This window comes from Georgenia sunbinii (assembly GCF_036421875.1).
Taxonomy (GTDB): Bacteria; Actinomycetota; Actinomycetes; order Actinomycetales; family Actinomycetaceae; genus Georgenia_B; species Georgenia_B sunbinii.
Window position 1 is genome coordinate 160,483 of sequence record NZ_JAZGOL010000002.1, and the last position, 20,431, is coordinate 180,913.

Annotated in this window: 20 protein-coding genes and 2 tRNA genes; 8 read left to right on the forward strand and 14 right to left on the reverse strand. The window is 68.6% G+C overall.

Features of this window, described 5'->3' with window-relative positions; all coding sequences use genetic code 11:
• Positions 1-11: 11 nt before the first annotated feature.
• Positions 12-764: a DUF881 domain-containing protein gene (locus tag V2J52_RS05160; RefSeq protein ID WP_331226611.1), complete on the reverse strand. Its 753-nt coding sequence runs from the start codon at positions 762-764 to the stop codon at positions 12-14.
• 159 nt (positions 765-923) lie between these two features.
• Here V2J52_RS05160 and V2J52_RS05165 point away from each other — a divergent pair, with 159 nt between their 5' ends.
• Positions 924-1,169, forward strand: coding sequence for a cell division protein CrgA (locus tag V2J52_RS05165; protein ID WP_331226612.1), 246 nt, complete (start codon positions 924-926; stop codon positions 1,167-1,169).
• A gap of 113 nt (positions 1,170-1,282) precedes the next feature.
• Here the strand turns inward: V2J52_RS05165 and V2J52_RS05170 are convergent, their stop codons facing one another.
• Positions 1,283-1,951, reverse strand: a complete 669-nt coding sequence (locus V2J52_RS05170) for a rhomboid family intramembrane serine protease (protein WP_331226613.1) — start codon at positions 1,949-1,951, stop codon at positions 1,283-1,285.
• Between the two features lie 179 nt (positions 1,952-2,130).
• The gene (locus tag V2J52_RS05175) at positions 2,131-2,652 is read right to left on the reverse strand and encodes a peptidylprolyl isomerase (RefSeq protein ID WP_331226614.1); all 522 of its coding nucleotides are present in this window, start codon (positions 2,650-2,652) and stop codon (positions 2,131-2,133) included.
• Between the two features lie 158 nt (positions 2,653-2,810).
• Here V2J52_RS05175 and V2J52_RS05180 point away from each other — a divergent pair, with 158 nt between their 5' ends.
• Positions 2,811-3,512 carry a hypothetical protein gene (locus V2J52_RS05180; protein WP_331226615.1) on the forward strand — a complete coding sequence of 234 codons (702 nt, stop codon included), beginning with the start codon at positions 2,811-2,813 and terminating at the stop codon, positions 3,510-3,512.
• An 84-nt stretch (positions 3,513-3,596) separates the two neighbouring features.
• Here V2J52_RS05180 and V2J52_RS05185 read toward each other — a convergent pair.
• The 11 genes from V2J52_RS05185 to dnaA all read right to left on the reverse strand — a co-directional run bounded on the left by V2J52_RS05185 (position 3,597) and on the right by dnaA (position 15,426).
• A tRNA-Ala gene (locus tag V2J52_RS05185) sits at positions 3,597-3,672 on the reverse strand.
• A 37-nt stretch (positions 3,673-3,709) separates the two neighbouring features.
• Positions 3,710-3,877: a DLW-39 family protein gene (locus V2J52_RS05190; RefSeq protein ID WP_331226616.1), complete on the reverse strand. Its 168-nt coding sequence runs from the start codon at positions 3,875-3,877 to the stop codon at positions 3,710-3,712.
• A 27-nt stretch (positions 3,878-3,904) separates the two neighbouring features.
• Positions 3,905-3,981: transfer RNA gene (locus V2J52_RS05195), tRNA-Ile, on the reverse strand.
• A 106-nt stretch (positions 3,982-4,087) separates the two neighbouring features.
• Positions 4,088-4,888: a DUF3566 domain-containing protein gene (locus V2J52_RS05200; protein WP_331226617.1), complete on the reverse strand. Its 801-nt coding sequence runs from the start codon at positions 4,886-4,888 to the stop codon at positions 4,088-4,090.
• Positions 4,885-7,494 carry a DNA gyrase subunit A gene (gene gyrA / locus V2J52_RS05205; RefSeq protein WP_491062170.1) on the reverse strand — a complete coding sequence of 870 codons (2,610 nt, stop codon included), beginning with the start codon at positions 7,492-7,494 and terminating at the stop codon, positions 4,885-4,887. The genes V2J52_RS05200 and gyrA overlap by 4 nt, the downstream gene beginning before the upstream one ends.
• Before the next feature lie 46 nt (positions 7,495-7,540).
• Positions 7,541-9,616 (reverse strand): DNA topoisomerase (ATP-hydrolyzing) subunit B, encoded by a 2,076-nt coding sequence (gyrB, locus tag V2J52_RS05210; protein WP_434056379.1) that lies wholly within the window; start codon positions 9,614-9,616, stop codon positions 7,541-7,543.
• 175 nt (positions 9,617-9,791) lie between these two features.
• Positions 9,792-10,307 carry a DciA family protein gene (locus V2J52_RS05215; protein WP_331226619.1) on the reverse strand — a complete coding sequence of 172 codons (516 nt, stop codon included), beginning with the start codon at positions 10,305-10,307 and terminating at the stop codon, positions 9,792-9,794.
• 52 nt (positions 10,308-10,359) lie between these two features.
• The gene (recF, locus tag V2J52_RS05220; protein WP_331226620.1) at positions 10,360-11,523 is read right to left on the reverse strand and encodes a DNA replication/repair protein RecF; all 1,164 of its coding nucleotides are present in this window, start codon (positions 11,521-11,523) and stop codon (positions 10,360-10,362) included.
• Positions 11,524-11,525: 2 nt separating this feature from the next.
• A complete protein-coding gene (gnd, locus tag V2J52_RS05225) occupies positions 11,526-12,425 on the reverse strand; it encodes a phosphogluconate dehydrogenase (NAD(+)-dependent, decarboxylating) (RefSeq protein WP_331226621.1) in 900 nt (299 codons plus the stop codon).
• 53 nt (positions 12,426-12,478) lie between these two features.
• Positions 12,479-13,609, reverse strand: a complete 1,131-nt coding sequence (gene dnaN, locus V2J52_RS05230; protein ID WP_331226622.1) for a DNA polymerase III subunit beta — start codon at positions 13,607-13,609, stop codon at positions 12,479-12,481.
• A 401-nt stretch (positions 13,610-14,010) separates the two neighbouring features.
• Positions 14,011-15,426: a chromosomal replication initiator protein DnaA gene (dnaA, locus tag V2J52_RS05235; RefSeq protein WP_331227116.1), complete on the reverse strand. Its 1,416-nt coding sequence runs from the start codon at positions 15,424-15,426 to the stop codon at positions 14,011-14,013.
• Between the two features lie 317 nt (positions 15,427-15,743).
• Between dnaA and rpmH the strand changes: the two genes are divergently transcribed.
• The 6 genes from rpmH (at position 15,744) to rsmG (ending at position 19,305) form a co-directional block, all read left to right on the forward strand.
• A complete protein-coding gene (gene rpmH, locus V2J52_RS05240) occupies positions 15,744-15,881 on the forward strand; it encodes a 50S ribosomal protein L34 (RefSeq protein ID WP_331226623.1) in 138 nt (45 codons plus the stop codon).
• A gap of 2 nt (positions 15,882-15,883) precedes the next feature.
• Positions 15,884-16,252 (forward strand): ribonuclease P protein component, encoded by a 369-nt coding sequence (rnpA, locus tag V2J52_RS05245; protein WP_331226624.1) that lies wholly within the window; start codon positions 15,884-15,886, stop codon positions 16,250-16,252.
• Positions 16,249-16,584, forward strand: coding sequence for a membrane protein insertion efficiency factor YidD (gene yidD / locus V2J52_RS05250; RefSeq protein WP_331226625.1), 336 nt, complete (start codon positions 16,249-16,251; stop codon positions 16,582-16,584). Before rnpA ends, yidD begins: the two co-directional genes overlap by 4 nt.
• 12 nt (positions 16,585-16,596) lie before the next feature.
• Positions 16,597-17,859: a membrane protein insertase YidC gene (yidC, locus tag V2J52_RS05255; RefSeq protein ID WP_331226626.1), complete on the forward strand. Its 1,263-nt coding sequence runs from the start codon at positions 16,597-16,599 to the stop codon at positions 17,857-17,859.
• Between the two features lie 209 nt (positions 17,860-18,068).
• Positions 18,069-18,560 (forward strand): Jag family protein, encoded by a 492-nt coding sequence (locus V2J52_RS05260; protein ID WP_331227117.1) that lies wholly within the window; start codon positions 18,069-18,071, stop codon positions 18,558-18,560.
• Between the two features lie 40 nt (positions 18,561-18,600).
• Positions 18,601-19,305 carry a 16S rRNA (guanine(527)-N(7))-methyltransferase RsmG gene (gene rsmG, locus V2J52_RS05265; RefSeq protein ID WP_331226627.1) on the forward strand — a complete coding sequence of 235 codons (705 nt, stop codon included), beginning with the start codon at positions 18,601-18,603 and terminating at the stop codon, positions 19,303-19,305.
• The last annotated feature ends 1,126 nt before the right edge of the window (positions 19,306-20,431 follow it).

Below are 20,431 nucleotides of genomic sequence, written 5' to 3' on the forward strand. Positions count from 1 at the left end.
TGTCTCGTAGCCTAATCGACCACGACGCGGGCATGTTCCATCCGGGTGGGACCGCTGTAGGCGGGCATCTCGATCTCCTCGACCGTCTCCTGGGACCAGCCGAGCCCCACCTGGGCAACGTACTGCTGGTAGATCTTCACCGCGGGAGCGGCTCGCACCGCAGCCGTCAGCTCCGCGGTGTCACCGATCGCGCTGATCCGGTACGGCGGTGAGTAGTGCCGGCCGTGGAGGAGCAAGACGTTGCCGATGCACCGCACCGCGGAGGTGGAGACGATGCGCTGGTCCTGGACCATCATTGCCTCCGCCCCGCCGGCCCACATCGCGTTCATCACCGCCTCGAGGTCCTGCTGGTGGACGACGAGGTCATCGGGGTGCAGCCCGGCAGCGGCCAGGTCGGGCGGCGCCGGGGCGTCCCACATCTCCACGACGATGCCCGGCCCCGCCAGCGGCGTGCTGCCAGCAGCGATCTCGGTGATCTCGGCAGTGGCCTCGTCGACGACGGGCGCGACGTCATCGGTGTCGATCAGCGTGTCGACCGCGGCACGCAGCTCCGCGACGTTCGCCTCGGACTCCTCCAGCCGCTGCGTCTGCGCCCGGGCCAGCTCGACGAGGTTGCTCGGGGAGCGCTGGTCGGCACCCTCGAACAGGTGGGCGTTGGTCGCGAACAGCAGCCCGGCCAGCGCTGCCACCAGGCCGACGGCGACCGACCGCCTCGCCCGGCGCGGTGCGGGGGCGCTCTCGGACGGGTCAACCGGCAGTGTCATGTCGTCCCCATTCTGCCGATTGCGCCATCGATCGCCGAGCCGCGGCACGGGTGTGTGCTGCTGACCACTACGCTAGGTGACGACTGTTGCGTCCGGAAGGGCACAACGCCAGCCCCATGCCCATCGCCCGTCGGGCGACCCGTTGAAGGAGACGCGAGCGTGCCGGAGTCCAAGCGCCGCAAGAAGAAGTCCACGTACACCCCGCCCGCACCGCCGAAGGCCAAGGAGAGCCCGCAGTGGTGGGTACCGACCGCCGTCGTCCTCATGGTCGTCGGGATGCTGTGGGTGGTGGTCACCTACATCATCGAGGCCGCCGGCCCGATCCCTGGGCTGGGTCAGTGGAACCTCGCGGTGGGCTTCGTCGTCCTCCTCACCGGCTTCCTCATGACGCTGCGCTGGCGCTGACAGGTTCTCCCCAGGTGTGCACATCCCTGTGGAGAACTACACGGGTGTAAGTCCACCCCTGTCCACAGCTGTGGACAGGGGTGTGGAGAACTACATCGGTGTGACTCGCCCGTTCAGACCGTGGCGTACTTGAGTACCGCGAGCACGATCAGGACGACCAGGACGACGACGCTCGCGGCCACCGCCACGATGGTGCGCCGTCCCTTCGGGGCGTAGACGAACGCGGCGGTCAGCAGCCCACCGGTGATGAACCCGCCCAGGTGCGCCTGCCAGGCGATGCCGGCGATGACGAAACCGAGCACCGCGTTGATGACGAGGAGCACGAGGATCTGCGTCGCGTCGCGCCCCAGGCGCCGCAGCACGAGGCCGATGGCGGCGAACAGCCCGAAGACCGCACCGGAAGCACCGACCACCGCGGTCATCCACGAAGCGGCGGCCGGCGAGGCGAGCAGCAGCACCCCCACCGAGCCACCCAGCGAGGACAGCAGGAAGAGCGCGGTGTAGCGCCACCGCCCCAGGGCGGGCTCGAGCACGCTGCCGACGATCCACAGCGCGTACATGTTCACGGCCAGGTGGAGGAACCCGCCGTGGAGGAACGCCGCCGTGAGGAACCGGTAGGGCTCGGTCTCTCCGAAGGCGGGGACGAACCACAGGGTGCTGCGGACCCCGGGTGCCACCCGGTCGACGACGTAGACGAGCAGGCACAGCGCGATGAAGGTCATCGTCACCACCGGCTTGCCGTGCCGGACCCGGCCGCCGAAGACGGTGCGCTGGGTCGGCATCGCGCGCTCGGCCTGACGCACGCAGTCGACGCACTGCACCCCTACCGGGGCGGCTCGCTGGCACTCGGGGCAGGTCGGGCGCCCGCAGCGCTGACAGCTGACGTAGGAGACTCGGTCGGGGTGGCGGGGGCAGACCGGCGCCGCAGCGCCGGTCTGCCCCGAGGGGTAGCTCATAGGTGTCAGTCGGTGACGGTGACCGAGTTGATGACGAGGTCGGTCACGGGGCGGTCGTTGCGCCCGGTGGGCGTGCCGTTGATCGAGTCGACCACCGCTCGCGAGGCCGCGTCGGTCACCTTGCCGAAGATGGTGTGCTTGCCCTGCAGCCACGTCGTGGGAGCCGTGGTGATGAAGAACTGCGAGCCGTTGGTGCCGTGCCCGGCGATCTTCCCGGCGTTGGCCATCGCGAGAACGTAGGGCTCGGTGAAGTCCAGCTCGGGGTGGATCTCGTCGTCGAACTGGTACCCGGGGCCACCGATGCCCTGTCCGAGCGGGTCGCCGCCCTGGATCATGAAGTTCGGGATGACCCGGTGGAAGATGACGCCGTCGTACAGCGGGGCGTTGGTCTCCTCACCGGTGCCGGGGTGAGTCCAGGTCTTCGCGCCAGTGGCCAGCGAGGTGAAGTTCTCGACGGTCTTGGGGGCGTGGTTGGGGAACAGCTCGACGACGATGTCGCCGACGCTCGTGTGCAGTGTGGCTTCCATGCAGCGATACTTTCACGCATCCGCCGCATCGTGCAGCCGCGGCGCGTCTGGCAAGGTAGACGATGGTAGGACGCCACAAAGAAGACGACGGGATGGTGCAGGAGTCGGCCCGTGATGGGACCATGATTCCTTAGCATCGCAGCCACGAGGGAGAGCACATGTCGCGCAAGCAGAAGTTCAGCGAGATCGACGCCGAGAAGGTCCGCCGACAGGCCGCTGAACTCGGGCACGTCATCGGTGAGCAGGCCGGCAAGGCCGGTGAGGCCGCGGCCTCGCTCGCCGAGCAGGGCAAGGTGTGGGCGACCGACGTCGCCGCCCCCAAGCTCGACAAGGCCTGGCGCGACGGCGTCAAGGCCACCGCCCCGAAGATCGAGGCCGCTGCCGAGAAGGCGCGGCCGGCGGTCGACACCGCGCGGGACAAGCTCGTCGAGGACTACATCCCGCGGCTGCAGCAGGCGATGCACGACGCCGCCGCTGCCGCCGCTGGTGAGGACAACATCAAGGACCGCGCGGGCAAGGCCGGCAAGGCCGCGAAGAAGGCGCTGACCAAGCCGACGAAGTCGCACCGTGGGGCCAAGACCGTCGGGTGGATCCTCGTCGGGACCGCCGCCGCCGGCACCGGCTACCTGCTGTGGCGCCGCACCCAGCCGGTCGAGGACCCGTGGGCCGAGGAGTACTGGGAGGACGCGACCAGCGCACCCGAGGTCTCTACCGTCCCGCCGGTGGCGGACGCCGAGCCCGCCGCGGACATCGCGGAGGTCGTCGCCGACGCCGACGCCGAGGCTGCTGAGCAGGCCGCGGAGTCCCCGGTCGACCTCGGTCGTGGCGGCGAGACCGCGACGGACAAGACCAAGAAGTAGGACGTCCGTCGCGCTGAACGACAGAACGTGCTGGGTCCGCCCCCTGGGGCTGGATCCAGCACGTTCTTCATTCCCGCTGCGTGATGGTGGAGCCAGCGGGACTCGAACCCGCAACCCCCTGCTTGCAAAGCAGGTGCGCTACCAATTGCGCCATGGCCCCTCGGCCGGTCGCCCGGCTGAAGAGATAGTACCGGCCCTCAGGAGCCGGCCGGTGCCACCGTGCCGGTCGCCTCGGGGAAGGTGTTCCCGCCGAAGCTGTCGGTGACCTCGGCCCACAACGCGCGGTCCTCGCGGTCCTGCTTGACCTTGGTCCACACGGCGTACCCCGCGACGGCGAGAGCGGTGATCCCGACCAGCTTCTTCATCATCACTCCCGTGGCTCGGACATGCGGTGGTGGGCCTAGCTGGACTCGAACCAGCGACCTCTTCCTTATCAGGGAAGCGCTCTAACCGTCTGAGCTATAGGCCCGTTCGCCCCCGGAACTTCCAGGAGGGCGCCGATGCAGACTACCTCAGCGCGCCGACCGTTCCCAAACCCGGCGAGCGGTTGGCGAGAGTCATCTTCGCCACACCTGTCAGTCGTCGGTGAGGGTGAGGTGCACCCCGCCGACCAGCGCGGCGACGATGTTGTAGAGGAACGCCGCGAGGGTGGCCAGTGCGGTGAGCAGCAGGATGTCGACGACGGCGATGATCGCCGCCATCGAGATCACCCGGTCGAACTCGGCGTACTCCATGAGCTGGAGGAAGTCGGGTGACCCGAGCGTGACGAGCAGTTCGCGGATGTCGGCGAACACCTGCATCGAGTCGAGCAGGAACCACATGGCCGCGGTCGCGATCATGATGCCGATGCCGATCGCGATCGACATGAGGAACGACAGCTTCATCACCGACCACGGGTCGACCCGGGCCAAGGAGAGCCGGACCTTGCGCGCACCCGTCGGCCGGCCGGCGGTGGGGGGCTGGTTGGCAGCCCTCGCCTGCGCCGCGGGTCCGGGGTCCTCGCCCAGCCTGGTGGCACCGGTCGCCTCGCGCGCGGTCGAGCTCGTCGCGGTGGCACCGAAGCGTGGCGCGGTGGCCGCCGGCGGGCTGGCCACCGGGCCAGCGGTCGGCGCGGCGGGCCCGGTCGGTGCGGCACCCGTCGCACCGGTGGCGTCAGCCTGCACGGGCGGGTGCTGGGCCGTCCGCGGGGTCGCCATCGTCTCGTCCACCGGTGATGACGGCGAGTCCGGGGCGCTCAGCGACGGCTCGGCCTTGGCGGCGGCGAACCGCTGGGCGAGGCTGGTGCGGATGGCTGTGCGTTCCGCAGCGCCGGCCTCGTCCGGACCACCGGCCGCTGGGCTAGGAGCGCTCGGCCCCTCGGGGGTGCTGCTGCTCATGCTTCTCCTCCGTCGTCACCCGGTGCGGCCTCTTCAGGGGAAGACGCTACGCCATCGTCCCCGTTGAGGTCGCTCTCCGTGTTCCGGGCCAGCCCGATGATCCGGTCACCGTTGTCAGGCTTGGCGAAGATGACGCCCTGGGTGTTGCGGCCGGTGAGCTTGACCTCGTCCACCCCCGACCGGACGATCTTGCCGCGCTCCATGATGACCAGCACCTCGTCGCCGGGCGCGGTGAGGAGGGCTCCGACGAGGTCGCCCCGAGCCTCGACCAGGTTGGCGACCTTGATCCCCAGACCGCCACGGCCCTGCACGCGGTACTCACTCACGGCGGTGCGCTTGGCAAAGCCGCCCTCGGTGACGACGAACAGCGCGCTGTCCTCGTTCCAGGGCCGCACGACAGCCATCGCGAGAAGGTCGTCATCCTCCCGGAACTTCATCCCGGTGACCCCTGACGTCGCGCGGCTGAGCGGGCGCAGCGCCTCGTCGGACGCGGTGAACCGGATCGACTGTCCCTTGCGGGAGACGAGCAGCAGGTCGTCGTCGTGGTTGGCGAGCCGCGCGGAGACCAGTTGGTCGACCTCGCCGCCGTCGTCCTCGCGCAGGTTGATCGCGATGATGCCGCCGCTACGGGTGGAGTCGTAGTCGGTGAGCCGGGTCTTCTTCACCAGCCCGGCCTTGGTGGCGAGCACGAGGTACTCGGAGTCCTCGTAGTTCGGGATGCTCAGCACTTGCGCGATGCTCTCGTCCGGCTGGAAGGCCAGTAGGTTGGCAACGTGCTGACCCTTGGCGTCACGCCCGCCCTCGGGCAGCTCGTAACCCTTGGCGCGGTACACCCGCCCGGTATTGGTGAAGAACAGCAGCCACTGGTGGGTGGTGGTGACGAAGAAGTGGTCGACGATGTCGTCCTCGCGCAGCTGGGTGCCACGGACCCCCTTGCCGCCACGGCGCTGCGAGCGGTAGTTGTCGGTCCGGGTGCGCTTGGCGTAGCCGCCACGGGTGATCGTGACGACGACGTCTTCCTCGGGGATGAGGTCCTCGATCGACATGTCGCCGTCGAACGGCACGATGGTGGTGCGCCGCTCGTCGCCGAACTTCGCGACGATCGTCTCCAGCTCGGTGGAGATGATCGTGCGCTGCCGGGCCGGGGAGGCGAGGATGTCCTGGTAGTCGAGGATCTCCGCCTCGATCTTGTCGTGCTCGTCGATGATCTTCTGCCGCTCGAGTGCGGCGAGCCGGCGCAGCTGCATCGCGAGGATCGCGTCGGCCTGCACCTCGTCGATGTCGAGCAGGTCCATCAGGCCGGTGCGCGCGGTGTCGGCGGAGGCCGACGCCCGGATGAGGGCGATGACCTCGTCGAGCGCGTCGAGCGCCTTGAGCTGGCCGCGCAGGATGTGGATGCGCTCCTCGGCCCGCTTGAGGAGGAACGTCGTGCGCCGGACGATGACCTCGACCTGGTGGTGGACCCAGTGCCGGACGAAGGCGTCCAGGCTCAGCGTGCGGGGCACGCCGTCGACGAGGGCCAGCATGTTGGCCGGGAAGTTGTCCTGCAGCTGGGTGTGCTTGTACAGGTTGTTGAGCACGACCTTGGCGACGGCGTCGCGCTTGAGGATGATGACCAGGCGCTGACCGGCACGCCCGGAGGACTCGTCGCGGATGTCGGCGATGCCCTGGATCCGGCCGTCGTGGACGTACGAGGCGATCTTCGTCGTGAGGTTGTCCGGGTTGACCTGGTAGGGCAGCTCGGTGACCACGAGGCACTGCCGGCCCTGGATCTCCTCGACGTTGACCACGGCGCGCTGGGTGATCGAGCCACGACCGGTGCGGTAGGCGTCCTCGATGCCGCGCCGGCCGAGGATGGTGGCACCGGTGGGGAAGTCGGGGCCCTTGATGCGCAGCATGAGCTCGCCGAGCAGCTCCTCCGGCTCCGCCTCGGGGTTCTCGAGGTACCACTGCACGCCGGCGGCCACCTCGCGCAGGTTGTGCGGCGGGATGCGGGTGGCCATCCCGACGGCGATCCCCTCCGAGCCGTTGACCAGCAGGTTCGGGTAGCGCGCGGGGAGCACGATGGGCTCTTGGTTCTTGCCGTCGTAGTTGTCCTGGAAGTCGACCGTGTCGTGGTCGATGTCCCGGACCATCTCCATGGCCAGCGGCGCCATCTTGCACTCGGTGTACCGCGGGGCGGCGGCACCGAGGTTGCCGGGAGACCCGAAGTTGCCCTGGCCTGCGATGAGCGGGTAGCGCAGCGACCAGGGCTGCACGAGGCGGACCATCGCGTCGTAGATGGAGGTGTCGCCGTGAGGGTGGTACTGGCCCATGACCTCGCCGACGACGCGGGAGCACTTGTTGAACGACGCGTCGGGGCGGTAGCCGCCGTCGAACATCGCGTACAGCACGCGTCGGTGCACCGGCTTGAGGCCGTCGCGGACGTCGGGCAGCGCACGCCCGACGATGACGCTCATCGCGTAGTCGAGGTAGGACCGCTGCATCTCGAGCTTGAGGTCGACCTGCTCGATGCGGTCACGCTGCACCGCAACACCTGCCGTGCCCGGGTCGGCCGTCCCCTCGTCGCCGGTGGGCTCGGGGGGCGTGGTGGGAGGCTGCGTCACTGTTGTCCTTCGTCGTCGGAATTAAGGGGCCGGGTAGCCGCGCGGCCTAGATGTCGAGGAAGCGCACGTCGTGGGCGTTGCGCTGGATGAACTCGCGGCGGGACTCGACGTCCTCGCCCATGAGCACCGAGAAGATCTCGTCGGCCGCTGCGGCCTCGCCGATGGTGACCTGCTTCAGGGTGCGGGTGTCGGGGTTCATCGTGGTGTCCCACAGCTCTTGGTCGTTCATCTCGCCCAGGCCCTTGTACCGCTGGATGCCGCTGTCCTTGGGCAGCCGCCAGCCGGCGGCGCGGCCGTCGGCCAGGAACGCGTCACGCTCTCGGTCGGTGTACACGTACTGGTGCGGGGCGTTGGACCACTTGAGCCGATACAGCGGCGGCTGCGCGAGGTACACGTGGCCGTGCTCGATGAGCGGCTTCATGTAGCGGAACAGCAGGGTGAGCAGCAGGGTCGAGATGTGCTGGCCGTCGACGTCGGCGTCGGCCATGAGCACGATCTTGTAGTACCGCAGCTTGGAGACGTCGAACTCCTCGCCGATCCCGGTGCCGAACGCGGTGATGAGCGCCTGGATCTCCAGGTTGCCCAACGCCTTGTCCAGCCGGGCCTTCTCGACGTTGAGCACCTTGCCCCGCAGCGGCAGGATCGCCTGGTGCTCCGGGTCACGGCCCTGGACCGCGGAGCCACCGGCCGAGTCACCCTCGACGATGAAGATCTCCGACTTGGTGGCGTCGCGGCTCGAGCAGTCCTTGAGCTTTCCCGGCATCGAGGCGGACTCGAGCGCACCCTTGCGGCGGGTGGCCTCGCGCGCCTTGCGCGCCGCCAGCCGGGCCGCGGCGGCCTGCTGGCCCTTGCGGATGATGTCCTTGGCCTCGTTCGGGTGTGCGTCGAGCCAGTCACCGAGGTGGCTGTAGAGGACCTGCTGCACGTAGGTGCGGGCCTCGGTGTTGCCGAGCTTGGTCTTGGTCTGGCCCTCGAACTGCGGCTCGCCGAGCTTGATCGACAGCACCGCGGTCAGACCCTCGCGGATGTCGTCACCGGTGAGGTTCTCGTCCTTCTCCTTGAGGATGCCCTTGTCCTTGGCATACCGGTTGACGACCGACGTCAGCGCGGAGCGGAAGCCCTCCTCGTGGGTACCGCCCTCGGAGGTGTTGATGGTGTTGGCGTAGGTGTGGACGGCCTCGGAGTAGGCGCTCGTCCACTGCAGCGCGACCTCGAGCGAGATCCGCCGCTCGGCGTCCTCGGACTCGAGGTAGATGATCTCGGGGTTGATGAGCTCGACCCGCTTGGCGGCATTGAGGTGCTTGACGTAGTCGAGCAGGCCGTCGGCGTAGAGGTAGCTGACCGCGCGCTGGCCGGGGTGCTCCTCCTCGGTGGGGTCGGGCTCCTGGCCGGTGACCTCGTCACCGGTGTCGCCAGCGCGCTCGTCGACGAGCGTGAGGCGCAGGCCCTTGTTGAGGAAGGCCATCTGCTGGAACCGGGCCCGCAGCGTCTCGAAGTCGAAGGTGGTGGTCTCGAACGTCTCCTCGCTAGGCCAGAACGTCACGGTGGTCCCGGCGGACGTCGCCTCGCCGGCCTCGACCAGCGGCGCGACCGGCACGCCGTGGCGGTACTGCTGGTGCCAGATCTTGCCGTCGCGGTGGATCTCCACCTCGAGCTGGGCGGAGAGCGCGTTGACGACAGAGACGCCGACGCCGTGCAGCCCGCCGGAGACCGCGTACCCGCCGCCGCCGAACTTGCCGCCGGCGTGCAGGACGGTGAGGACGACCTCGACCGCGGGCTTGCCCTCGGACTCGACGATGTCGACCGGGATGCCGCGGCCGTTGTCGACGACCCGGACCCCGCCGTCGTCGAGGAGCGTGACCTCGATCAGGTCGGCGTGCCCGGCGAGCGCCTCGTCGACGGAGTTGTCGACGACCTCGTAGACGAGGTGGTGCAGGCCCCGCTCACCGGTCGACCCGATGTACATCCCCGGCCGCTTGCGGACGGCCTCGAGACCCTCGAGAACGGTGATGTTCGTTGCGTCGTAGCCCGGTTCCTCGGGGCTCGTCCCGGAGTCCGGGGCGAGAGTCTCGTCAGCCACTGTCTGGGGCTCTCCTCGTCGATCGTTGTCGCGCAGCACCATGCCACCACCTGGTGACGGACAGCATGCGGCGCTCCGCATTCACCCGCTGGCGGCAGGACGCCGGCAGTGCGCGGGTCGGTCGGTCAATTCTACTGCGTGGCGGCGCCAAACCGCGAATATCCACAGGGCTTTCCACAAGCAGATCGTCCGTTTCGGGGAGTTCTCCCCATGCCGGTCAACCGTAGGTGTCCCGTGGACCACGTCCCGGCACTGATCGGCGGCCCTTCGCCCACGACGGGCCGCCGGGGCCGCGGATGACGATGGTCTCCACCACTCCCTCGCCGACCTCTTCGGCGAGCCGCCGCTCGAGCTGCGGCTGCAGCAGCCGCAGCTGGGTGGCCCAGGCGGTGGAGTCCGCGCGGAGCACGAGGGTGGCTTCGTCGAAGGTCTCGATCTCGCAGTGGTCGGCGAGGTGGTCGCCGACGATCTCACGCCACCGCCCGACGACGCCGCCGATGCTGATCGGTGCGCTCCAGCCGTGCTCGAGGGTCATCTTGGACACCAGAGTGCTCAGCGGTTGCGGGTCGCGCCGGGAAGGGCCGGAGCCGCTGCCGACGTTGCCGATCCCGGGGCCCGGCCGGAACCGTGGCCGGCCCGGTGAGGTACGCCGCAGCCCCTTCGCGGCGGCGGCGCCGCGGGCACGGGCCAGCGCCTGCCGGGCGGCGCTCAGCTGCTCCTTGTCCTGCGCCACAGGGGCGGCGTCGGGGGTCGCGCCTGAGGGAGGTGGGGTCGCTGCGGAGCCGTCAGCCACGGGTCACCGTCCCTCCCGCCACCGTGAACCGTGCGCCGGCGAGGCTCTCTGGCACGTCCTCGGCGACCGCCGCGGTGATGAGCACCTGCTCCGCGCCACCGACCATGCCCGCCAGCCGCTCCCGTCGCCGGACGTCGAGCTCGGCGAACACGTCGTCGAGGATAAGGATCGGCTCGGTGTCGTGATCGCGCAGCACCTCGTACCCGGCCAGGCGCAGCGCCAGCGCGAAGGACCACGACTCCCCGTGGCTGGCGTAGCCGCGGGCGGGCAGCCCACCAAGAGTGAGCACGAGGTCGTCGCGGTGGGGGCCCACGAGGCTCACCCCCCGGTCGATCTCCTTGCTCCGCAGCTGCGCCATCGCGTGCACGAGACGCTGCTCGACGGCGGCACTGTCGGCCAGGGCATCCTCGTCCGCCTCCCCGGCGGGGCCCTCGCCGCCCTCGGCGTCGAGCAGCGCGGAACGGTAGCTGATCACCGCGTCACCCTGACCGGCGCTCACCTCTTCGTACGCCTGAGCCACGTGCGGTCGCAGTCGCCGCATGACGTCCACGCGGGCGGCGATGACCTGCGCGCCGACAGCCGCGAGGTGTCCGTCCCACACGTCGAGCGTGCTGAGGTCCGGCGACGAGCCACCCCGCCGGCGAGCCGCTCCAGCGCTCTTGAGGAGTGCGCCGCGCTGCCGCAGGACCTTGTCGTAATCGCTGCGGACGCCGGCGAGCCGGGGGGTGAGCTGGACGAGGAGGTCGTCGAGGAGCCGTCGTCGCACCTGCGGGTCGCCCTTGACGAGCTCGAGGTCCTCCGGCGCGAACACCACGCTGCGGACGATGCCGAGCACGTCCCGGGTGCGGCTGACCGCGGCCCGGTTGAGGCGGGCCCGGTTGGCCCGGCCGGCGACGATCTCCAGCTCGACGAGCGTCTGGCGGCCGTCGCGCACCGCTCGGGCGCGGATGACGGCACCGCCGGTACCGTGCCGCACGAGCGCCTGGTCGGAGGCGACCCGGTGGCTGGTGAAGCTGGCGAGGTAGGCGATCGCTTCGACGATGTTGGTCTTGCCCTGGCCGTTGTGGCCGACGAAGGCGGTGACGCCGGGGTCGAGGGCGAGGACGAGCTCGGGGTAGGACCGGAAGTCGTTGAGCGCGAGGTCAGAGACGTACACGCCTACGACGCCGGGCCGACCGGGCGCGTCGCGTGCCCGCCGAACTCCTCCCGCAGTGCGGCGATGGCCTTCATCGCCGGTGACTCGTCCTGCCGGGAGGTGAACCGGGCGAACAGCGCCGCGGAGAGGGTGGGCGCCGGCACCGCGTTGTCGATGGCCTCCTGCAGCGTCCAGCGTCCCTCGCCGGAGTCCTCGGCGTAGTCGTCGATGGAGGCCAGTCCGGGATCGTCCTCGAGGGCGTCGACGAGCAGCTCGAGCAGCCAGGAGCGGACAACGGTGCCGCGCTGCCAGCCGCGCATGACGGCGGTGACGTCCGGAACGAGGTCGGGCCGGGAGGCGATGACCTCGTAGCCCTCGGCGAAGGCCTGCATGAGGCCGTACTCGATGCCGTTGTGGACCATCTTGGTGAAGTGGCCGGCACCGGTGCCGCCGGCGTGGACGAAGCCTTCGTCACGCGGCCCCTCGGGGCGCAGTGCGTCGAAGATCGGCATCAGCCGCTCGACGTCCTCTGCGCTGCCGCCGACCATCGTGCCGTAGCCACCTTCGCGGCCCCAGACCCCGCCGGAGATCCCGACGTCGAGGTAGCGGATGCCTCGCTCGGCGAGGAGGTCCGCGTTGGGCTGGTCGTCGCGGTAGTAGGAGTTGCCGCCGTCGATGACCAGATCGTCTTCGCCGAGGACGTCGGCGAGCTGCGCGATGGTGCTGCGCGTGATGTCGCCGGCCGGCACCATGACCCACACGACGCGTTCCCCAGCGGGCATCGCGGCGGCGAGGCCGGCGAGGTCGGGAACGTCGGTGATGTCCGGGTTGGTGTCGTAGCCGGTGACGGTGTGTCCCGCCGCGACGAGCCGGTCTCGCATGTTGCCGCCCATGCGACCCAGACCGATCATGCCGATGTGCATGTCAACTCCTTCACGTGGGAACGGCGCCACGGTTGTGGCGTTGCGGTGGTGAGCTACCCAGCGAACCGGATGGGCATGAGGAGGTAACGGAAAGTGTCGTCGCTTTCATCCTCGAGGCTGCCCTGGCCGGTAAGGACCGCGGGCTTGCTCGGGTGCGTGAAGGACAGCCGGACGAAGTCCGTGGTCAGCGCGCCGAGCCCGTCGAGGAGGTAGTGCGGGTTGAACGCGGTGGTGATGTCCTCACCGACGAGCATCGCCTCCAGCGCCTCGGATGCCTGCGCGTCCTCACCCTGCCCGGCTTCGAGGACGACCTGGCCGTCGGTGAACGAGAGCCGGATCGGGGTGTTGCGCTCGGCGACGAGGGCCACCCGCTTGGCGGCCTCGACCAGCGGCGCGGTCGCGACGACGGCGTGGGTGGTGGTCTCGTCGGGGAAGAGGCGGCGGACCGGGGGGTAGTCGCCGTCGACGAGGAGCGACGTGGTCTGGCGGCCGGCGGCCTCGAACCCGATGAGGGAGGCGCTGGCCTCGCTCCCGAGCGCGACGTCGACTGTCCCGGCGCTGGTGAGCGACTTGGCGACGTCGGACAGCGTGCGGGCGCGGACGAGGGCGACCGCGGAGAACGACGGGGACGCCGGGTGCCAGCTGATCTCACGCATGGCGAGCCGGTAACGGTCGGTCGCCAGGAGCGTGAGCTTCTCGCCCTCGATCTCCAGGCGGACGCCGGTGAGGAGCGGCAGGGTCTCGTCACGGCTCGCGGCAGTGCTCACCTGAGCGACGGCCTCGGTGAGGACGTCGGCATCGATGGCGCCGGAGATCTCGGGCATCGCAGGGAGCGCGGGGTAGTCGTCGACCGGCATGGTCAGCAGCGAGAACCGGCTCGAGCCGCAGGTGATCATCACCTTGGTGCCGTCGAGGGTGAGGTCGATGGGCCGTGCCGGCAGCGCCTTGGTGATGTCCGCGAGCAGCTTGCCCGAGACCAGCACGACGCCGGGAGCCTCGACCTCGGCGGCGATGCTCGAGCGTGCGGAGACGTCGTAGTCGAAGCTCGACAGTGTCAACGTGCCGTCGCTGGTGGCCTCCAGCCGGACGCCGGCGAGGACAGGAACCGCGGGGCGGCTCGGTAGTGACCGAGCTGTCCATGCGACGGCCTCGGCGAGGATGTCCCGTTCGACCCTGAGCTTCACGTTGATTGACCTTCCATGTGTCCACGACGGCGCTGCTGGAACCTTACGCGACCTGTCGGGAGCCGTGTCACCGGGATGCGCGGATGGGCACTGTACCGCGAGGTTCTTGTTGTTCACAGGCATCGCAGGGGTAAGGGTTCGTAGTCGTAGTAGGCCTTGTGGATCCTGTGGACAACTCGCAACCGTGCAGGTCACGGCCGAGATCCGGATGTGTAGTTCGGAGCTGGGCGACCTGGGGACAACTGTGGTTGTCGGTGGACAACCGAAATGGGTCCGCCGCTGTCCACTGGTGGAGGACAAGTTGTCCACCGACAACCGGCCGTCGTCCACGGCTGTCCACAGGCTTGTCCACATCTGTGCAATTCGGGGCGACCGACGGCGCTGTCGGGTCCGGCAGAACGTCAGGAACTGTTGCGAGCCTGCTGCTTGATCCGGTTGGTGAGCTCGGTGACCTGGTTGAAGGTCGACCGCTTCTCTGCCATCTGCTCGCGGATCTTACGGTTGGCGTGCATCACTGTGGTGTGGTCTCGCCCGCCGAAGAGCTGTCCGATCTTCGGCAGCGACAGCTCGGTGAGCTCCCGGCACAGGTACATCGCGATCTGTCGGGCGTTGACGAGCACCCGGGACCGGTCCGCGCTGCACAGTGCCTCGATGGAGATGGAGAAGTAGTCAGCGGTCTGACCCATGATGAGCGTGGGGGTGAGGTCCTCGCCGTCGGTGTCGGTGATGAAGTCCTTGAGCACCATCACCGCGAGCGACTCGTCGACCGGCTGCCGGTTGAGGTTGGCGAAGGCGGTGACGCGGATGAGCGCACCCTCGAGCTCGCGGATGTTCGTCGAGATCCGCGACGCGATGTAGGACAGCACAGCGTCGTCGGCCTGCAGGTTCTCGTTGCCGGCCTTCTTGCGCAGGATCGCGATGCGGGTCTCGAGGTCGGGCGGCTGGACGTCGGTGAGCAGGCCCCACTCGAACCGCGACCGCATCCGGTCCTCGAAGCCGTTGAGCTGCTTGGGTGGCAGGTCGGAGGTGATGACCACCTGCTTGTTCGCGTTGTGCAGCGTGTTGAAGGTGTGGAAGAACTCCTCCATCGTCTGTTCCTTGCCCTGCAGGAACTGGATGTCGTCGATGAGGAGCACGTCGACCTCGCGGTACCGCCGTTGGAACGCCTCCGCCTTGTCGTCACGGATCGAGTTGATGAAGTCGTTGGTGAACTCCTCGGAGTTCACGTAGCGCACCCGGACCCCCGGGTAGAGGTTGCGGGCGTAGTGCCCGATCGCGTGCAGCAGGTGGGTCTTGCCCAGCCCGGAGTCGCCGTAGATGAACAGCGGGTTGTACGCCTTCGCGGGGGCCTCGGCGACGGCGGTCGCGGCGGCGTGGGCGAAGCGGTTGCTCGCGCCGGTGACGAAGGTCTCGAAGGTGTACTTGGGGTTGAGTCGCGCGGCCTGGCCGTCGGCGTCGCTGGCGGACCGTCCGCGCTCGGTGGCGCTGCGGGGCCGGGACTCTCGAGGTGCGGTGGACCACGTGTCGTCGGGCTCCGGCTCGGGCTCCGCCGGCGAGGGCACCTGCACCTCCTCGAGCGTGGGGTCCACGGTCACCGCGAAACGTACCGGGCTGCCGGTGGCCTCGGTGAGCGCGTCGGTCAGTGCCACCCGTGCGCGCGTCTCAAGAAACTCCTTGGCGAAGTCGCTCGGTACCGCGAGCAGGAGGGTGCCGTCCACCGCGCCGAGCGGACGGGTGAGGCGGATGAAGGCGAGCTGGGCGCCGCCGATGTCCCCGCTCTCGGTGAGAATCTCCACGGCGCGTGCCCAGGTATCCATGATCTGGATCTGGTCGTTCTCAGGCACAATGGTCCTCTCCAAAGCAGCGGTCGGGCGTATCGAGTGTCGCACCCGTCGGACTGATCCACATAGTTATCCACAGATTGTGTGCAACGCCGCAGCGACGCGACGAGGCGTGGCAGTGACAGGAACCACGGTTGGTGGATTGACCAGCGACTGGGCGGTCACCTATCGTTGGCAGGTCGCTGCGGCGGCTCTTGTGTGGTGCCTGTCACCAGACGGAAGCCTGCGCGCTGACCGTCTGGATCTGCTACCGAGCACGGTGGCGGGAACAATCGACTTTTTGGAGTACTGCCGTGAGCAAGCGGACCTTCCAGCCGAACAACCGGCGTCGTGCCAAGGTGCACGGCTTCCGGCTGCGCATGCGTACCCGTGCAGGTCGCGCCATCCTCGGTGCGCGCCGCCGCAAGGGACGCAACAAGCTCTCGGCCTGAGCGTGCTGCCGCCGCGGCATCGGATGCGTCGGTCGGAAGACTTCACCGACGCCGTCCGTGGCGGCGCCCGCAGCGGGACGCGCACCGTCGTCGTCCACCTTCGCGAGCCCACGAGTGCTGGTGACAAGCCTGCGCTCGTGGGACTTGTCGTATCCAAGGCCGTGGGGAACGCAGTCGAGCGCACACAGGTGAAGCGGCGGCTGCGCGGGGTCATGGCATCGCGGATGACTGGGCTCGCGGCCGGAGAGATGATCGTGCTCCGCGCCCTGCCCGCAGCCAGGGATGCCAGCAGTGCGGTGCTCGCCGCAGACGTTGACACCGGGCTCAGCGGTGCGCGGCGCCGACTGGCCCGCCGCGGGGCGTCCCGGTGACCGCCGTCCGACGAGGGCTCGGCGCGCGGGTGCTCGCGCTGGTGGTCCGCGGATACCAGCTGATCGTCTCGCCCTGGCTGCCGGCGAGCTGCAAGTACTACCCCTCATGCTCGGCCTACGCGATCACCGCGCTGGAACGCCACGGGGCCCTTCGTGGCAGCGGGCTTGCAGCGTGGCGGCTGCTGCGCTGCAACCCGTGGAGCGACGGGGGCGTCGACGAGGTCCCCGACCGTGGCGGAGTCATGCCGTGGTCCTCGAAACGGCGCGGACAACGTACCCTCGACGTAGTTGACGGTGGGGCGCGGACTCAGGACGCGCCGGAAGAACTCTAGGAGATCACCCGCATGGGTTTCTTTGACACAATTCTGTACCCACTCAAGTGGGTCGTTGCGTGGATCCTCTATCTCTTCCACGAGGTGCTGACCGCCGTCGGGCTCGACCCGGCGAGCGGGACCACGTGGGCGCTGTCCATCGTGGGCCTCGTGATCCTCATGCGGATCATCCTCATCCCACTGTTCTTCAAGCAGATCAAGGCATCGCGCGGCATGCAGCTCTTGCAGCCGGACCTCCAGAAGCTGCAGAAGCGGTACAAGGGCAAGAACGACCCTGCCTCGCGCCAGCAGATGCAGGCCGAGATGATGGCGCTGTACAAGGAGCACGGCACCAACCCGTTCTCCTCGTGCCTGCCGATCCTCGCGCAGTCCCCGATCTTCTTCGCGCTATTCCGCGTGCTGTACTCCATGCCGCAGATCGCCAACGGCAGCTACCGGGAGGGTGAGCCGCTCGGGCCGATCGACGCGGGCGTCGCCTCGCAGTTCATGGACGCCACGTTGTTGGGTGCCCGACTGTCCCAGTCGTTCCTCGGCGAGGGCTCCACAGTCGGCGTAAAAATTCTCACTGCAGTCCTCATCGTGCTCATGTCGGCAACGACGTTCACCACGCAGCGACAGCTGACGATGAAGAACATGCCGCAGTCCGCGCTGGACAACCCGATGGCCAAGCAGCAGCGGATGCTCATGTATCTGATGCCGCTCGTCTTCATGTTCTCGGGGGTCTACTTCCCCATCGGTGTCCTCATCTACTGGTTGACCACCAACCTGTGGTCGATGGGTCAGCAGTTCTACACGATCCGCAAGTTGCCTGCACCGGGCTCGGAGGCCGAGCGTCAGTACCAGGCGCGGCAGCGGGCGAAGCTGGAGCGCAGTGCCGCGCGCAAGGGTGTGCCGGTCGAGGAGCTCCTGCCTGCGGAGGAGGCACCCGAGACGACCGTCCAGCGCGGGCAGCGGGTACAGCCCAAGCGCAAGGACCGCCAGCGGAAGGTCGACGGCGCCACGGCGCCGGCCGGCGCCGGGAGTGCCCCTGGGTCTGCTGCGTCGGCCGACGACGCACCCGTAGCGGCCGCTCCGCCGAAGAACGCTACGAAGAGCAATGCTCCGAGCGACGACCAGCCCGCGAAGAAGAAGCCGGCTGCCGAGGTCGGCCCCAAGAAGACCCCGCAGCAGCGTGCAGCCGAACGGCACGCGCAGCGGGCTGCGCAGCGGAAGGCTGATCTCGAGCGTCAGCAGCAGCGCAAGAACCCTGGGTCCGGCTCCACGCCGAAGAACTGAGCCCCTGCACTGCGGCTGGTGAGCCGCACCAAGATCTGGTCCGATAGCGGACACCGAGGAAAGAGGAAGAACCCGTGAGTGAGCAGCAGGCAGCACCGGCGGAACGGGCATCCGACGTGGAAGACGATGTGGTCACCACCGAGGCGACGGATGACACGGCCGCCGAGCAGGACGTCACCGAGGACGCTACCGCCAACGGTGAGCGGCGGGTGTCGAACACGGTCAAGCGCCTCGAGGAGGAGGGCGAGATCGCAGCGGACTACCTCGAGGAACTGCTCGACATTGCCGACCTCGGCGGCGACATCGATCTGTCGATCGATCACGGCCGCGCCGCGGTGGAGATCGTCGCAGAGTCCGGCGAGGAGCATGAGCTGCGCAAGCTGGTCGGCGAGGACGGCAAGGTTCTGGACGCGCTCCAGGAGCTCACGCGGCTAGCCGTGCAGGCACGCACGGGCGAGCGAAGCCGACTGATGCTCGACATCGCTGGGCATCGTCGTCAGCGCAAGAGTGAGCTCACGACGGTTGCGGACGAGGCCATCGGCCGCGTCACCGCGGGAGAGCACCGAGTGACGCTGGATCCGATGAATCCGTTCGAGCGCAAGGTGGTCCACGACGCTGTGGCCGCGGCTGGATTGGTGAGCGACTCCGAGGGCGTTGAGCCCCACCGGTTCGTGGTCATCTCCAGCAAGCCGAGCGCCTAGGTTCGAACGTGCGTTCTATTATGTGGCGTCGGAGCAGACGATGACGGCAGACGGCGAAGCGGGGGGCGACGCGGCAGGAGCCGGCGGCTCCCCCCTCGGTGTCGACCAGGAGCTTTCTGCTGAGACGCCGCCGGCCGGTGCCGCCGACGTGTTCGGCTCGGGGTGGGGCCAGGCGCAGCAGTTCGCCGAGATGCTCGTTGCTGAGGGCGAGCTCCGAGGCCTCATCGGCCCGCGCGAACTGCCGCGGCTGTGGACCAGGCACCTCCTTAATGCCACTGCCGTCGTGCCGTTCATACCGGAGGGCGTCACTGAGTTCGCTGACATCGGTTCAGGCGCAGGATTCCCGGGCGTGATCGTCGCGCTCATGCGGCCGGATCTCCGCGTACACCTCATCGAACCCATGGATCGCCGTGTCACGTGGTTGACCGACGTCGTCGCAGAGCTCGACCTGGACAATGTGCGGGTCCACCGCGCCAGGGCAGAAGAGCTCCACGGCGAGGAAGCGTTCGAGGTGGTGACCGCCAGGGCCGTGGCGAGTCTCAAGAAGTTGATCCCATGGACGGTGCCGCTATTGGTTCCCGGCGGCCGGCTGGTGGCTCTCAAGGGAGAGCGTGCTGCCGAGGAAGTGTCTGAGGCACGCAACGTGCTTCGGAAGGCCCGCGTGAGCGAGGCCGAGGTTCATGAGGTGACGGTGCTTGGCAGCGATGTCCCGGCGCGCGTAGTTGTCGCGGTTCGAAACTCGTAGTTGATTGCAAGGCGGTCGCGTTTCACGTGGAACCGCCCCGCGCGAGGGTCTGTGCAGCGGTGGCTGGTGGCTGGGATGTGATGGGCCGCGCGTGCCGGCGGCGGCACGGTGACGTCCAGGAGCTGCGCCCACCGTTGGTGCTGCGGGCGACGCGGTGCGTGCGTCGCCGCTGTTGGCCGGCAGCTCCGACGCGGCTGGCGGTGGTAGCAATGCGATCTGGATTTGTGGCAGTTGATCTCGCTCGCCAGTTGGACACGGTTCCACTCCGCGATCCTCCGTGGCGGACGCCACGGCCTTAGGGCCGATCGCGTTGGGCGTGTTGCGCCAGTTAGGGTTCCACTGGTGGAGCCCACCCGACGATCGGATGGTTCCACGTGAAACTTTGACCTGAAGTGGCGGTGGCGACCCGTCAGCCAGGGATCCTCGCCGAGCGCCGAGCGCCGAGCGCCGAGCGCCGAGCGCCGAGCAGAGTGCCTCCAGTGGCATTCACGCTCGATCCCAACATGCCTTGCATGGTGTGCAGCAAGCACTCGGTCCACGACCAAGGCGGCGGGCACCGTGACGGCCCATACGCTGGTCGCGTCCAGCCGCTACGTTAGCGATTGGAAAGATGACGCCGCAGTTACCCACCTTAACGATGGCGGCTGAAAGGAGCTCCATACGTTTCTGATGCCGCAGGCGGAGCCTGTCATCGTCCACGAGGGCCAAAGTCCGAGCGCGGCACGAGCGTTCCTGACGACTGCCACGGTTTCACGTGAAACCCTTCTCCCGCCCGTGCGCAACACCATGCTCGACTGTCCCGGACAGGAGGAAGCTACTGCGCCCTCCGTGGTTGCCCGCGCTAGTTACAACTACAGCGACGCCTTGCGGGCACACGCCTATCGCGGCGTTAGAACGTACGCGCCTTGTTCGCGCAGCTTCACCACCGCTATCGCCCGCGGCCAACCTGGGACCGCGCGGTTTCACGTGGAACCGAGACCATCTTGGCCGGCCGGCGAGGTCGGAACCGACGGTACGCCTAGGACGCCCCTCGACGGAGCCTGTCGTCCGTGCCGCAGCGCATCATCCACCGAGCGCGGGGATGCCACGAGGTCCGACGTGATGGGCTTGAGCGCTCATAAACGTT